Raw genomic sequence first — 15,402 nt, forward strand, 5'->3', positions numbered from 1 at the left:
ACCTGATACTGTCCGATTCTTCTAACAATACTATGCCCTTCTGGACAAAATGATTTTGATATGAAAGGGTTAGCTGTTTTGTTGTCTGCGTTCTGCGAGCTCTTTCGTAATTTGCTTCTGTTTCTCTTCTGAAATATCAAACCATATAATAGACGCGGTAAATAAAAGAGCAAATGCTGGCAGCACTCCCATCAGCAATTTTAATCCAAAAATGGTCTCACTGCTTTGTTCAACTCCGGGTACATATCCCACAACATGTAATGCCCAAGCGGCAATAGACCCTGCCAAGGCCATAGCCAACGTTTGCACAAAACCTTGGATGGAACCCATCAACCCATTTACATTTTTTCCAGTCTTCCATTCCGTATAATCCATGGCAGCAGGCATCATTGAACCTTGTGCCGGGGTCGACGCGCCCAGGAAAAAGGCCGTTATTGCATTCAAGGCCATAAAGATGATGATACCTGTATTGGTATCAGGAATGACCATAACCGCAAGCATGCAGATCACGTTTACGACGGAAGCGGTAAGCACATTGATTTTAATTCCAAATCGTCTTGTAATAGGGCCACTAACCATGACACCGAGAAAAGTCGGCAGTATGCTTACCGCACCGTATATGACCAAAAGCCCTTCGTTATTAAAGAAATATTTGAAGTAATGAATCATGATCGCCGTTCGGATCCCATTGGACAAGTTCAAAGCCAGCACGTAGATGTACAGAACAACGGCCGACTTGTTGGTAAACACAGCTGATATCATTTCTTTCAGCGATATCTTTTGGCTGTTATTTGGATTGATGTATCTTTCTTTCAAGGACACAACTTGGAAAATGGATACCAATATGCCCACGATCCCAACCAAGCCCATGATCAAAGAGAAGCCCAAGACATCATTGCCGTTTCCCAATGCTTTATAGAGTGGTTGAAAGGCCAGCGATGCGAACAATGCACCAAGCATAATGGCGATATAGCCGATCTGCCCCATGGAGATCCTGTCATCGATTCTTTTGGTAATTGCAGGACCTACGGCGTTGCTGGGCGCATACTTTATCGAAATCAAAATGCTATATACCAGATAAGTTGCCGTAACGTAGATGACGTTTCCGTTTGCCCCCAACCCAAAGTCAGTAAAGGTCAGCCATCCAAAAATGGCGATCGGTACTCCCAAAATCGCGAAATACGGCACGTATTTTCCCCATGGCGTACTCCCTTTATCAACAAACACACCAAAAACGGGAACCAAAATGGCATCAATAATCCGGGCGACCAGAAATAAACCTGCCACGTATGCGGGACTTATTTCGAGAATGTCTGTATAAAAGAAAAGCAAAAATGTGGCAATGATTTGATTATGCATGGTTCCCGTCATATTTCCGAGCGTGGCGGCCACTTTCTCCCGGAATGTAAGTTTACGATCTGCTTCCGGAATGTTTGTGACTGGCTGATTCTGAGTGACGTTGGCTGCTCCCATAATAATGCCCCCTTGAATGTATACGCTTACTTAATTCTCAACGAACCAAGAAACGACAGACTTTCTTTCGGATATCTGATTTGAGTGGACCGATCGACAGCGATCAATCCAAAGGTTTGCGCATAACCGAGTTGCCACTCAAAATTGTCCAACAAAGACCAATACATGTACCCGATTACATCAATGCCGTCTTCGATACACTTCTGTATGCCGGCTGTGGCTTGTTGGATGAATTCCACGCGCTCTTTGTCTTGATCCGTTGATAGACCATTCTCTGTTATCATGATCGGTCCATCCCAATGTTTGGCTACAAATTGCACTACGTTAGCCAATGCTTCCGGATAGTTTTCATATCCCATTTTGGTTAACTTCACGACTTGTAGCGGCTTTACCGCTCCATTCGGCCCATGAATCTTTCTGGAGTAATTTTGAACACCGATGAAATCATCGCCTTGTAAGTACGGCAAATAGTTTAAAAAGTCTTCATGCTGTTCTTGTTCTGCTAGATGTTCTCCACCAGGTAATGCCTGATGATCGTACAAGGATAGCGTTATACCAACCTTGATAGACGGATTCAACTCCTTGATTATATTTCTGGCTGCCTGATGACATTTCATAATGATCTGTTCGCCTTGTTCTGTTCGGGGGGAGAGAAAAGGTTGAACTTTTCTTGGATCAATGCCAAACACCTGTCCTAAACCGGCAAAGTATTTCTCCATGTTGCTTTGAATATCGACATTTAAGCCAACTTGCACATCTGCAGAATCGGTTGAAGCGGATTGAGATGTTGCTTCGGCTGTCATTCGTTTCATGATTTTGGTGATCTGTTTCCCCATATTCGCTTCATTAATGGTGCAAATGTAAGGGATCAGATGCCCCAATTCTGAAACGACATGACTGCAATAGTTCTCGAAATGTGCAATCGTTGTTTCAATCTCCCATCCCCCTTCGGTAATCAGCCATTTGGGAGACGAAAAATGATGCAACGTTACGACAGGATTAACCTTATTTTGATGGCAGCATTCAAGGACTTTCCTGTAATGTTCAATCTCATCTGCATCAAACTGTCCTTTAACCGGTTCAATTCTTGCCCATTCAATGGAAAAGCGGTACGTATTCAACCCCGCTTCCACCAACAATTGAATGTCTTTTTGGTAACGATGATAGTGGTCTACCGCCTGCAAAGAAGGTTCCTTGTACAATGAATGCGGCATATGCTCCATCGCCCAGAAGTCACTATGGATATTGTTTCCTTCCACCTGATGCGCAGCTGTAGCCGCACCCAACATAAAATCGCTCCTAAATGGTTTTGTCATCGTTCTCTACCTCTCCATATTGAATTATTTATTCAAGGAAGCGTTTCCAAATCCCTGACTTAACGCTATGACCATAGTAGCATTCACCATGGATTTGATATGGTGATTTCGTATGTTTTTTAGTATTATTGTCCTGAATACAGCACGAAATCTTCAGCAGGGAGTTGATTTTAAATGACTACTACATGCAATACCATTGAAGCAATGTGCAATCTCGTTTCTAATACGTTTGAATTGCCTGTTTTCTTTATTAGTCCGAAAGGGAAAGTCATCTATGACAACTTGGGCGGTCGACCGATTAATCCTTTGATAGAACAACGCACGGGAAGTTATTTGAACCCGTTGTATTTCAACCCCAGCCGAACATACCTATATCCTGTTATTACGAAATCGGTCTTCTCCGAAAAATTCATATTAATTAGCTATTTTATTGGGGACCTATTTGAAGGCACGCTAATTACCGGCCCTACTCTTTCCCACCCCATTCCCAAGGAAGTGTTGAGTGGAATTATCAATGACAGGGATGCCTTTTTTTATCGTGATCAAGTCGCCCATTATTATGAATGCTTGCCGATTTTGAGCAATGAAAAGCTGAATCATATCAGCGTTTTTATTTATCATTTGTTCAACAAGGTGCTGCTTTCTCCCAAATCCGTCTTATACGAAGATTTTCAGTTCGATGATTATGAGAAGGCAAAGGGATTTGTGAATCTAGAGTTTACCCAGTATTTGCAATCCTCGGATCACAATCAGGCTCGATTGTTCGAGAAGAAACTTTTGTTCATGATCAAAGAAGGCAGGGTCGAGGATATCGATGAACTTTCTTTTATTAAGGAAGAAGAATCCGCATCCGTCTTGTCCAAATCCAGCTATCTTCGATCTAACAAAAACCATCTGATCACGCTGATTGCTTTGGTAACGAGGGCTTCAATGGACGGGGGATTGAACGAGGATACCGCCTTCGCATTACATGATAGGTTTATACAACGACTTGAGGAATTAGATCGACTGGATGAAATCAGAAGTTTGACACGCGAGGTCCTGCATACATTCGCTGAGAAGGTGAAACAAGCCAGACATGATAAGTACTCCAAAAAAATCATGAGCTGCAAAGAGTACATTAATAAACATATTTATGAAGAAATACATCACAACGACATAGCTATGGAAATTGGAATTAGTCCCAAATATCTGTCGGCTCTATTCAAAAAAGAGGTTGGCATTTCCGTAAGCGAATACATTCAACAGACTAAGATCGAAGAAATCAAACGATTATTGGCATACAGCACCATCTCGATATCCGAATTAGGTTCGCTATTTCATTTTAATGATCAGAGCTACCTAACCAAAGTATTTAAAAAGATCGTGGGGGCTACCCCTAAGCAATATCGTGAAAAATACCATTTGATCGAAAAAAGGTGATCAAATGCAAAACGAGCCCAATCGACAGGGCTCGTTTTAACCTTAAAGGGGCATCATATCACGATCGTATATTCTCCACTACCTGCAGTAAATATGATATGCCCGTCTTCATAGCGGACATCAGGAAATTCATTAGACAAGCTCGCAATATTCTTTGGCTTGCCTGGAAGTATAACGGTTGCCTTGGAATTGGTAGGAATTCCGAAATCGTAGGTTACATCACTTTCCGACTTCAGCCATCCGGATTTGATCATTCCATAAGGAGATTCAAACGTTGCCGATGCATGCGTTAGCGTTCCCCCAACCATTGGCTTGATCAATACATGTTTGAACCCTGGGGTTTCCCACAGTGGACGAATACCTGCAATACCAGTAAATAAGAAGTCACTTACCGCACCATAAGAATAATGATTCAATGAACCCGTACGCTCGCCATCCGGCTTGATTCCTCTCCAGCTTTCCCATATCGTTGTTGCACCATGGCTTACGGCATATAACCAAGATGGATCGGAGGTTTGCTCCAACAGCCGGAAGGCGATTTCGGAATATCCATGATCCGCAAGAACATGAAGGATAAACGGTGTAGATAAAAATCCGGTGTTCAAATGATAGTTCTGCTCGACGACCATCTCGGCAAGGCGATCCGCAACCGCTTGTTCTTTCTGTTTGTCTGCCAACCCAAATGCCAGAGTCCGGACATTGGGAGCTTGTCGATTGTCCAAAATGGTCCCGTTGTCTTTAATAAAGTAAGTGTTGTAGACCTTTCTAATCTTTTCATATCGAAGGTTGTATTCCTCCACTAGCTCCGTCTTTCCAAGTACAGAAGCCATTTCTGCCAAGAGGCGTGTGGAATATGCCAAATAAGCTGTCGCAACATCCGGATGGCAGCCTTGGGATTTACTCATCGCCGCTACCAGATCATTGAAATCGGAATCGGTCTCAAGCCACTCCCCCCAGTGGAATGCAGTATCCCAAATATAATCCGCATCCAGCTCACCATCGGTATAATTCTGGTAGGAGGGAGAATCTTGAAACCGTTCATTGGCTTTCTTGGCGCTGATGGTCATGTAATCTACCCATGCTTTAGCCGAATCAAACTGCCTCTCAAGAATGTTTTTATCTCCGTAACACAAATACAAGGTCCATGGAATAATAACGGCGGCATCTCCCCAACCGGAAGAACCATCGAGCATGCTTGCCGTTCCCGGTTCTGGTCTGCGTATGGCCATCATGGGATCTTTATTCTGTTTGGAGAACCTCTCCCATTCCTCTTTGTTGTGGTAACCAATCACCGTAGGAACCGTACTACCCACGGATCCGTTCGAGAATTGTTCGGCCGCAAGATCAGCCATCCATTTTTCATAGAACGATTGTACGTTCATGAAATTCGTTGCCGTTTTGCAAAATACTTGCGCATCCCCCGTCCACCCTGCTCTCTCCCGAGTCGGGCAATCTGTCGGCACTTCCATGAAATTGCTCTTTTGGCTCCAGCGTGAGTTAGATACTAGTTGGTTGATTAAGGGATTGGAGCACGTGAAATCCCCTGTTTCCTCCATATCCGAATAGATGGCCACGGCCGTAAAATCTTCTGCTTTTACCTCACCTGGATGCTTTTTGACTAGTACGTAACGAAAACCAAAAATCGAGAAGCGTGGCCGGTAATGTTCACTGTCCTCTCCCTTCAAAATGTAACGAATTTCCTGGAAATCCTCCAATGGCCCGTGATGCGCCAAGTTCTGCAACGTGAAATTCCCCTCTTTATCCAGCGTTTCTCCATGAATGAATACTACTTCAGTACCAGCCTCCCCCCGAACGGTCATGTTCACCCAGCCTGCGATGTTTTGTCCAAAGTCGAGTACAGTCTCTCCATTCGGTGTGTGCATTACCTTTGGAGAAAAGGTTTCTTTTTGCCTTACTGGCACGCTACGGGTAGCAATCAAGCCAGACAGTCCTTCTTGGACGACCTGTACTTGCTCCCAGGCAGAATCATCATATCCGGGTTGATTCCAGCCTTCAATGTCTATTCTGGCATCATAGAGATCTCCTGCCTTCATGTCCGATTTCAGCAATGGTCCGTATGAAGTCTTGAATGAGCCGTCACTGCAAACCCACTCTATGGTCCCATCCTCATATTGCAGCATCAATTGCCCCAAAAAGGCCAGCTTATACCCGAAATTGTTCTTCAGATTTGCACCACCAGTAGACCCTCTCCACCAGCCGTCACCGAGAACAATGCCAAGCGCATTAAATCCTTCTTGCAAAAAATGAGTCACGTCATAGACTTGATATTGCAAACGGTCATGATATGACGTAAATCCAGGAGTAAACAGATGGTCCGTTCCTTCCATTCCGTTCAAATAAAAGTGATATATTCCTTTGGCCGTAAAACAAGCTCTGGCCTGGGCAAGGCCCTTCCTTACAGTGAATTCCTTGCGAATATAAGGGGCAGGTTTATATACATCAATTTGCACTTCCTTTTCCGGTTCTATCCAGAAGGCATGCCAGTCACTGGTATGCAGCAGCCCCATTTCGAAGAAAGCGTATTCACTAAATAATGACACTTCATCGTGATTGCCCCAAACCTTAACCCTCCAATAAACGCGTTGCAGCGTTTTCAACGACGGACCCGCATACAAGATGGCTTGAGACTGGTCAGACTCTATCTTGCCTGTATCCCAAAGCAAATCTTTAAAATCTTTCGTTCCGGATGCCTGTATATGGTATGCCGTTTGCATAACGTTCGTCCCGGAACTGTACAGCTTCCAACCTAATCGTGGCAGGGTAGCATCCAGACCCAAAGGATTTTCCAAATATTCCGTTCGCAATGATCCGACTTCAAGCACGTATAATCCCCCCTCAAGTTCACCCCGCTGTATGCTTCTACTAATCGTAAAGGATCGTGGTGACTCTCTTAGGATAATAAAAACAGTTCGATTGTTATTGTACATTGGGATTCATTTTTGTAATCAGGTATCGGATCGCAAAAAAGTCAGAAGGCGAGCACTTTAAAATGAATGACTCTGACGTTAAATGTAAAACATGTGATGCTCCAGCTTTCTGGAATGATCCCCTCCCCCGATCTTCCGTTTGTCGTATATTACAAATGCTGAGCAGCTGGAAGTCTGACCGGTAATGTGTTCGAGAATATTGCCAATAATTTAAGAAGCCAGAGAATAGTTATTGAAACTTCTCAAATTCATTTTTCAACCAATGTCGATTTTGCTGTGCTTTGGTTTGTTACTTTTCACACTGTCTCTCTTGATCACTCAAACCAAAAGAAGGTGCCTCTAAAGCCTATGGCTTTTGAGACACCCTCTTGAACGGTATAATTCAAAATTCACATTCTATTTATATGTCCCATATCCCCTCAACCGAGAACCTCCTTGATTGAAAGGTCTGGATTTTGATTTAAATCAATGAAGGTATTGTCTGGGAGTGCAACAAACGGCCTTGCTGGATAGTTGACGTTGGTAAGGACGATTCTTCCTATGCTATCATCCGACAACCTAACCTCGCAACCGACTTGAATGGCCAGCAGGGAATCCAGAAACGTCATTCCAATGACCGAATCGAACCGCTTCTCAATAATTTGACGATGTATTACCACCATCACTTCAAAGAAAGCAGCAGCTGGCCGATAGGGACGGTCAGATATCATCGCCACATAAACGTCTGCCAATGCGACGATTTTGCTTAACTGGTCTATCTGATCTCCTCGAAGTCCGTGCGGGTAACCGCTTCCAACCTCTCGTTCATGATGCTGAAGGGCGACCAATGCAATTCTTTCGTCGACGCCGGATTGCTTGAGCAGCTCATAGTCGAGATAAGTATGCTGCATCATGATCTCTCTCTCATGGATGTCAAGCTGCGACGTCTTGTTCACTAAATAAGACGGAAGCTGCAACGACCCGATATCGTATAAGCTTGCAGCGACAATCAGCATGTCCAGCTCCGCATCGTCAAGCTGGAGGCGTTTGCCCAGCGCTGTGGCGATGACCGAGGTTCCGATCGTTTGTTTGTAACGATAATCGCCATGCTCTTTCAAATCATTGAGAAGCTGGAATAGATTATGGCGCTTCGTAACTTCCTTGATCAAGGGCAGCATTTTATCAGGTGGAACTCGTCAAGAACAGCTCCTTTTGTTATGAGCAGCGTTCCTCCTGCATCAAAAATGTGGTGTAACAGCCTTCTCCCGAATTCGGTATTTATTAGGCTATATTTTAGCTTTAATTTAAAATTGTTTCAAGAACAACCTGACGTGGCAGCCTCTCCTCGAGCCTTTCTTTCATAAAAAAAACGTTAACCTTAATAATAAGATTAACGTTTTTTAAAATTCAATTTTTCACATAAAATAAATAGCCGCCGGAGGCAAGATTCTAAGACGTAACTCTACCTTGTAAATCTTCGTTATTCAAACGATCACGAACCTCGGTTAATGCGAAGCCCAGCAAATTCTTACCTTTCCAAAACAAAGGATTATTTACGTGAGGATGGTCTTTTGAAAGTCCAATTCCCCAAATCCGATCCACTGGACTAGCTTCTACAAAAATCCGGTTTTTACTTGCCTTTATAAAATTCAAAAGTTCGGGGTTTTGTCCGAACTTGGCTAGGTTTCCTTGAAGTACGATATCATAACAACGAATTTCCCAAATGTCTGCATCAAAACCTTTAACTGCACGACCGTAACTCTTCATTTCTTTCGGGTGCTTTGCCATCATTATTGCCTCAAGCATTTCGTTGTCATAAAAAAGCCGTGCCTTTTCAGCCATCATATACTGCTCGGCGCAGCTGTATAGCTCCCCTTCCACTCTAAATGAGCTTTCCCACCACTGGCTTAAACAGCTGGCACTTATGGTGCCATCTTTCATTGATGTATGGCCCCAGAAAAATAGAAACTTTAACTTCGCTCCAGACTCATAAGCAACTTGCAATTCTTTTAGTGAATAGTACATAAAATCTCCTCACTTTAAACAAGTAATTCGAGATCGATTAACTTCATAAGCCCTGATTCAAGCCTATTGGTAATAGAGCTGCGGATTCTCTAAAAGTTAAATGTCACTGAATCACCTTTATCCATTTTAGGAATAGCGTACCACATGATAGGTTGATAGGCAAAATACGATAGACTTAAAAAAGACTGTGAAACGATTTCCGTATACCAGCCTTTTAATAATATTCGTTCTTCTTAGGCTTGATAGCGAATAAGAAGTAGAGCCACCGTTCCTGTTTCATACTCGGAAGCGCCATTCCGATGACCGTGAACCATTTCATGACTGTTTTTTCTTGCCGATGTTCTTCCGCGAACGATGTCGAGCATATCGCGAATAACGGAATGGCAAGCAAAAACCCCTCCGAATATTCTGGATGCTGGCAAGGGCTGCTAAATCCAATTTTTTCTTATCCATTATAATTTGCTCTCCATTCGATATACGTACGAATATACCTGAATTCCGCTCCTTCCCTTGTTAACCATCCCCTCGAGAATCAACAAATAACCAAATAATAAAAAATTGCGGTACATTTTCCAATTATACGCTAGCGATGTGAATAGAATAGTTTTCCTTCTATAGGGAATAAGAAGAAGAAAGGATTTTATTTTTGGAGGGAACATACGATGGCAAATATCCCAGCACTACCTACATACCCAGAGCCGTTTTGGATGAAATCGGCGGAGAGTCTTCCTTCCTACCCTAAGCTGGAGGAGAATATCGAAACCGATGTTGTCGTGGTTGGAGGGGGCATTTCAGGAATAACGACAGGATACTTGCTCGCGAAAGCAGGGTTGCGAGTCGTTCTATTGGAGGCCAGCACTCTCTTCAGTGGGACAACCGGTCATACAACTGCTAAAATAACCGCTCAGCATGACATTATCTACGATGCGCTGATTAAACAACAGGGTTATGAGAAAGCAGAACTCTATTACAAAGCCAATGCAGACGCGCTTCAATTTATTCGAGATACGGTCAATGAACATGGGATTGAATGCGGCTTCACCGAGCAGGATGCCTACGTGTATACAAATACAGATTCTTACCTGTCGAAGCTTCAAGACGAAATGGCTGCTTATGAAAGGCTCGGTATAACCGGATACTATGTTGACCATATTCCTTTGACGAACATTCCGGCAATAGCAGCCGTCGTCATGAAGAAGCAGGCACAATTCCATCCTTTGCAATATTTGAGCGCGCTTGCCGGCAAGTTCGTCGAGGCTGGTGGCCGGATCTACGAACATTCGACGGCAACAGATATTCAACAGGATCAACACCCCGTTGTCTCAACAGCTAATGGCTACCAAATCACTTGCGATCGCGTCGTCATCTGCTCCCACTTTCCCTTCTTTGACGGATATGGCTTTTTTTTCGCCAGAATGCATGCGGAGCGTTCCTATGCCCTTGCCGTAAAAAGTAAGGTTAACTATCCAGGCGGCATGTATCTTAGCGCGGAGGAGCCAAAACGTTCCATCCGCAGTGCTACGGACCTGGACGGCTCCCCGCTCTTGATTATTGGCGGTCAGAACCATAAAACGGGACAAGGTATTTGTACGATCAACCATTATGAAACGCTGCAGCGGTTTGCAGCAGAGAATTTCGGAACGGAAAGCATTTCTTATCGCTGGTCAGCGCAAGATTTAGTGACTGGAGACAAATTGCCTTATATAGGCCGTATTACGGAGAACAATCCGAATATCTTCATCGCTTCCGGCTTCAAAAAATGGGGAATGACAACAGGCACCGCAGCTGCTCTTCTCATACGAGACCTTGTTCAGGAGCACGACAATCCGTATACCCAGCTTTTCGCGCCATCCCGTTCCCTGTCTCTCAGCACGCTGAAGAATCTCGTCGTGGACAATTTGGACGTGGCCAAACATCTTGTCAGCGGTAAAGTAGAAATGGTGCATCGAAAGCCTCATGAGCTGAATTCGGACGAAGGTGCCGTAGTCAGCGTGCATGGCCGCCGAGCAGGCGCTTACCGCGATACGGAAGGAAAACTGCATGTCGTAGATACGACTTGCACGCATATGGGCTGCGAAGTGGAGTGGAATGACGGGGAGCGAACATGGGACTGTCCTTGCCATGGATCCCGCTTCTCGATAACAGGCACAGTACTTGAAGGTCCGGCAGAAAGGCCGCTTAAGAAGATTGAAGTTAGCGGTTAAATCCACCATAGACACCGATAAACCCGCTGGAGCAGATTTTACTGCCCAGCGGGTTGTTTCTCTTATCTATTTCGGACGAAAATCATGCGGCATTATTCATTAAGGAATGTTGGAACTTAAATGACTAGAACGACAACCTCGGCAGAATACAACCCGTCTGCGTAAGCCGTTAATACAATACGGCCCTTTTCTCCCGATAATCGAATAATTGTGCTGACGCAGCCTCGGTACATATGCATCCAATTTCGGTCATAGGGCTCGCTGGAGCACAGGTCTCCGTTATCCACTCGCACAATCTCAGCAGGTCCGATAACTTGGAAGGTGACCTTGGCACTTTCACGGAATACGGGCGTCCCCTCTTGGTCGATTGCCCGGACAGTTAACAAACGATGGTAACCATCCTTGGCTGGCAATTTGACTGTTTCTTCATCGAAGCTCAGTCTCACCGTAGGGCCGGCTGTTTGCAGCGTATAGCTACAGGCCTCTTGTCCGCCATTGAACCCTCTAACTTTCACGGTGCCTGGCAAATAAGGAAGGTAACCCGTAATCATGCGGCTAGGGTAAGAGGAAGGTTGCTTTACATGGTACTGCTTGCCATTAAGCTCTAGCACCACTTTCTCGCAGTTAGACGCGATCATATACGGAATGACCGTTTTGTTGAATTGCTGGAAATTCCAATGGCTTGCGTATCGCGGAGCATCCCAATGCTGCTTGACGCCCTCGTCCTGCAAGGAGTAATCCTGTACAGCAAAATATACCATTGGCTTTTCCGACCAGTAGCTTTCGTATAGATAGGACAACGGCTTGCGTTCATTGTTCGTCCAAAATAATGAACCGGCCCAGCCTTTCGCAGGATATCCCATGGATTCACCCAAATAGTCGATGCCCGTCCAGAGCATCCCGCCGATGACGTAATCGTGCTTCTCCACGTCCATCCATGGCACCTCGTCACTGAAATTTTGCATTTGCTCGGGATGTCCCCTGAAAAATTGATACGTCTCCGTGCCCAGAATCAGCTTGTCAGGAGCAACTTTATGGATGCCGGGATACCATTGCTCCTGATAGTTGCAGCTGATGACATCGACAATTTCGGCGATCCGCCGGATTCGTTCAATCCTCTCGTCCTGATCGTAAATTTCCGTATCGCTCTCCGTGTCCACGAACTGCTGAATATCCTCCACTTTGGAGAGATCGACGTTGTCCTCGTATTTGAAGTGCGGATTCATCGCGTAGGAGACAGGCCTTGTGTCGTCAAGCGTTAGAAGATGATCCTTAAGCATTCTCAAGATGCTCAGCATGGAAGCCTGTCCTTGGTTCTCCACTTCGTTGCCGACGCCCCACATGAAAATACAGGGATGATTCCTGTCTCTTCGCACCATACATTCCAAATCGCGCTGCCACTCCGTCTCAAAGTATCTCCGATAAGACCCGCCCGTCCACTTGTCGAATGGCTCCTCATAGACCAGCAGCCCCAGCTCATCGCAAAGATCCAGCAGCTCCGATGCCGGGATGTGATGAGAGACGCGTACAGCGTTGCATCCCATTTCCTTGAACTTAAGGAATCGCTCTCTCCAAATTTCTGGCGTGACAGCTATACCGAGAGATCCGGCATCTTGATGTACGCAGAAGCCTTTGATTTTTGTCACTTGACCGTTCAAATACATCCCTTTGCCTGCAACCATTTCAATTGTCCGAATGCCGATTCGCAGCTTGTAAATGTCTGAAATCTGTTTATCTTCGTGCAGAGTCAATTCCACATTGTAGAGATGCGGCTGCTCGGGACTCCACAGCTTCGGAGACGGAATATCAATCGTAATGCTGCCGTTGTCAGACTCTCCCGTATAAGATAGTCTTCCGTTTGTCATATTTGCACTCACAAAGCCAGCGACCCCGGTATGAATCTTTACCACTGCGTTGTCGCCTTCAACCTTCGAGACTACCTGTATATGCTCCGGATTCAAATGTTTTTCTGGCAAGGTCAACAGCTTGACCGTCCGGTATATACCTGCTCCCGAATACCATCTGTCCGCTGGCATAGATGTATTATCCACTTTGACCTGAATCAGATTATCGCCCGCATGGACGGCATCCGTAATATCAAGGGTGAATCTGGAATAACCATATTTCCTGCCTCCTACAGAAATGCCATTCACCCATACCGTACTGTTCTCGTATACGCCGTCAAATTGCAGCTGATAGACGTGACCTTCCTTCTTCTCCTCTAAAACTAAAGTTTTTCTGTACCAGCCGATCCCCCATCTATCCCTGAACCCCTGTGGTTCGCCCTGCTTCATATGTCTATCGATCGGAGCGGTTATCGCCCAGTCGTGGGGCAAATGAACGGGCTCAAAGTTATCGTCTGCTGGCTCGTTTTTTGTAAATTCCCAACCATTCATCAATAGTGTTTCGGCTCTGTACATTCTATTGTCATCCTTTCGCTATTTCGTTTGGCAGCGTTGTAACAAGTGATACTCTGTTATATTATTTAGTGTAATAGCCCGATAATAAGGAAACAATCTAATGATTTTACGAATAACATTAAAATATTAAGGTGATCTGATGACGAAAAGATATATTCCAGTCCTGACTGAATTAGACAGAGAATTGCCTTATTATGTTGTGCAGGCCGGACAGCATTGGCTGCAGGAGAATGTCATACGCCCCCAAGGCTATTTATATCAGTGGATTCAATGCGTTGAAGGAGAAGGGGAATTAATGGTCGAAGGCAAGGTCTATCGGGTGAAGGAAGGAATGGCTATGCTTCTATTTCAGGGAGTTCCCCATGAGTATTATGCAGTAAGCTCCTCCTGGATCGTCGACTGGATCGTCTTCGACGGCCATCAAGTGCAATCGTTCCTGAACCGCATTGCTGGCATCTCAGCATCCGGCGTATATTATGTATCCAGACCTGAAGCGCTATTGGCCAGAATAAGGAATGTCCTTGATATTGGGCAGTCGAACGCCGGATTGAAGGGTATCCAATGCTCTGGAGTGATGTACTCCCTGCTTACAGATATTGTGCAATATGCATCGGTCCTCCCCAACCATAGCGCCACCAGCCTCAATTTCAAGCTTAAGCCGTTATTCGATTACATTGAGCAGAACTTCAGCCAGCCGCTCACGCTGGAAATCTTGGCCGAGGTTATCGACGTTACGCCGCAGCATTTATGCACCGTTTTCAAAAAAACAACCGGTATACGTATTTTTCAATATATTCATTCCGTAAGGATTAAAAAAAGCAAGGAGCTTCTCCTGCAGCATTCTCAAATGCATGTGAAGGAAATTGCTTATCTAAGCGGCTTTGAAGATGCCAACTACTTCTGCTCTGTCTTCAAAAAGCTGGAACAAATTACACCGAGCCAGTACAGGAACATTCATTTTTGATTCATTGAATGGAAACAAAAAACCACGTCTTAGCAGGTACATTGTACCCCTTAAGACGTGGTGCTCCGATGATACTATTTTTACCGCTGGTCACGCCTTGAGTAATCTTAACGTCTGAAAATACTAAACCTTCCCATATTCAAAAGCTAAGACCAACTTATTACAGCTCATCTGCAATCATTTTTGCCTTTTCCGCAAGCTCCCTCATATCATCAGGCGGAACAAGCTCTGCTAAATCGTAGGACAGCGGATTACGGGAAAACTTGTTCAATTCATCCCGAAGCAGGTTTCTTTTTTCTTCGGAGGCATCAATATAAAGTTTGCGCGGCTGCCTAGCCTCATCCAAATCATGCAAATCGACATAGCCTGATTTAAGACTCTCTAACACAATGGCTGAAAGGTCGATTAGAGCACCGCAGGCAATATCAAGCTCTACCCGAAAGATGCTGTTAGCACGTTTCATATCATATCCAACATTTCCGCCGTTTTTCAAGTCTCCCTCAGAAAGCAGAATATCGAAACCCAAGTCCTTTAAGATCTGATTGAGCGTCACATCCGTTAAGTCCAATTGTTCCAAATAGTCTATTAATGCCAGCGAATCATCGGAACCGCCAATTAAATCTCCCCACCATTTGCTTATGTACATATGTT

11 protein-coding genes are annotated in these 15,402 nt (G+C 44.7%); 3 read left to right on the plus strand and 8 right to left on the minus strand.

Annotated features, from left to right (window positions below; genetic code table 11):
* Positions 1 to 69: 69 nt before the first annotated feature.
* Entirely contained in the window at positions 70 to 1,473 is a 1,404-nt protein-coding gene (locus AC50X8_RS08185) for an MFS transporter (protein WP_494879268.1), read from the minus strand.
* 26 nt (positions 1,474 to 1,499) lie between these two features.
* A complete protein-coding gene (locus AC50X8_RS08190) occupies positions 1,500 to 2,789 on the minus strand; it encodes a glycoside hydrolase family 1 protein (RefSeq protein ID WP_494879269.1) in 1,290 nt (429 codons plus the stop codon).
* A 174-nt stretch (positions 2,790 to 2,963) separates the two neighbouring features.
* Between AC50X8_RS08190 and AC50X8_RS08195 the strand changes: the two genes are divergently transcribed.
* On the plus strand, positions 2,964 to 4,211 hold the full coding sequence (locus AC50X8_RS08195; protein ID WP_494879270.1) for a helix-turn-helix domain-containing protein: 1,248 nt from the start codon (positions 2,964 to 2,966) through the stop codon (positions 4,209 to 4,211).
* Positions 4,212 to 4,264: 53 nt separating this feature from the next.
* Here the strand turns inward: AC50X8_RS08195 and AC50X8_RS08200 are convergent, their stop codons facing one another.
* The 4 genes from AC50X8_RS08200 to AC50X8_RS08215 form a co-directional block, all read right to left on the minus strand.
* On the minus strand, positions 4,265 to 7,054 hold the full coding sequence (locus tag AC50X8_RS08200; protein ID WP_494879271.1) for a family 78 glycoside hydrolase catalytic domain: 2,790 nt from the start codon (positions 7,052 to 7,054) through the stop codon (positions 4,265 to 4,267).
* A 524-nt stretch (positions 7,055 to 7,578) separates the two neighbouring features.
* Positions 7,579 to 8,307 carry an HD-GYP domain-containing protein gene (locus tag AC50X8_RS08205; protein ID WP_494879272.1) on the minus strand — a complete coding sequence of 243 codons (729 nt, stop codon included), beginning with the start codon at positions 8,305 to 8,307 and terminating at the stop codon, positions 7,579 to 7,581.
* A 280-nt stretch (positions 8,308 to 8,587) separates the two neighbouring features.
* A complete protein-coding gene (gene ybiA / locus AC50X8_RS08210) occupies positions 8,588 to 9,163 on the minus strand; it encodes a riboflavin biosynthesis intermediates N-glycosidase (RefSeq protein ID WP_494879273.1) in 576 nt (191 codons plus the stop codon).
* A 233-nt stretch (positions 9,164 to 9,396) separates the two neighbouring features.
* On the minus strand, positions 9,397 to 9,585 hold the full coding sequence (locus tag AC50X8_RS08215) for a hypothetical protein (protein ID WP_155973416.1): 189 nt from the start codon (positions 9,583 to 9,585) through the stop codon (positions 9,397 to 9,399).
* A 240-nt stretch (positions 9,586 to 9,825) separates the two neighbouring features.
* Here AC50X8_RS08215 and AC50X8_RS08220 point away from each other — a divergent pair, with 240 nt between their 5' ends.
* The gene (locus AC50X8_RS08220; protein ID WP_494879274.1) at positions 9,826 to 11,367 is read left to right on the plus strand and encodes an FAD-dependent oxidoreductase; all 1,542 of its coding nucleotides are present in this window, start codon (positions 9,826 to 9,828) and stop codon (positions 11,365 to 11,367) included.
* 116 nt (positions 11,368 to 11,483) lie between these two features.
* On the opposite strand, the gene AC50X8_RS08225 is transcribed toward AC50X8_RS08220, so the two are convergent.
* Positions 11,484 to 13,787 (minus strand): glycoside hydrolase family 2 TIM barrel-domain containing protein, encoded by a 2,304-nt coding sequence (locus AC50X8_RS08225; protein WP_494879275.1) that lies wholly within the window; start codon positions 13,785 to 13,787, stop codon positions 11,484 to 11,486.
* Positions 13,788 to 13,926: 139 nt separating this feature from the next.
* Between AC50X8_RS08225 and AC50X8_RS08230 the strand changes: the two genes are divergently transcribed.
* Positions 13,927 to 14,751: an AraC family transcriptional regulator gene (locus AC50X8_RS08230; protein WP_056040317.1), complete on the plus strand. Its 825-nt coding sequence runs from the start codon at positions 13,927 to 13,929 to the stop codon at positions 14,749 to 14,751.
* Between the two features lie 160 nt (positions 14,752 to 14,911).
* Here AC50X8_RS08230 and AC50X8_RS08235 read toward each other — a convergent pair whose 3' ends face one another.
* Positions 14,912 to 15,397 (minus strand): imm68 putative immunity domain-containing protein, encoded by a 486-nt coding sequence (locus AC50X8_RS08235; protein WP_056040316.1) that lies wholly within the window; start codon positions 15,395 to 15,397, stop codon positions 14,912 to 14,914.
* Positions 15,398 to 15,402: the final 5 nt, after the last annotated feature.

The sequence above is a fragment of the Paenibacillus sp. JT22N15 genome (genome assembly GCF_059383755.1).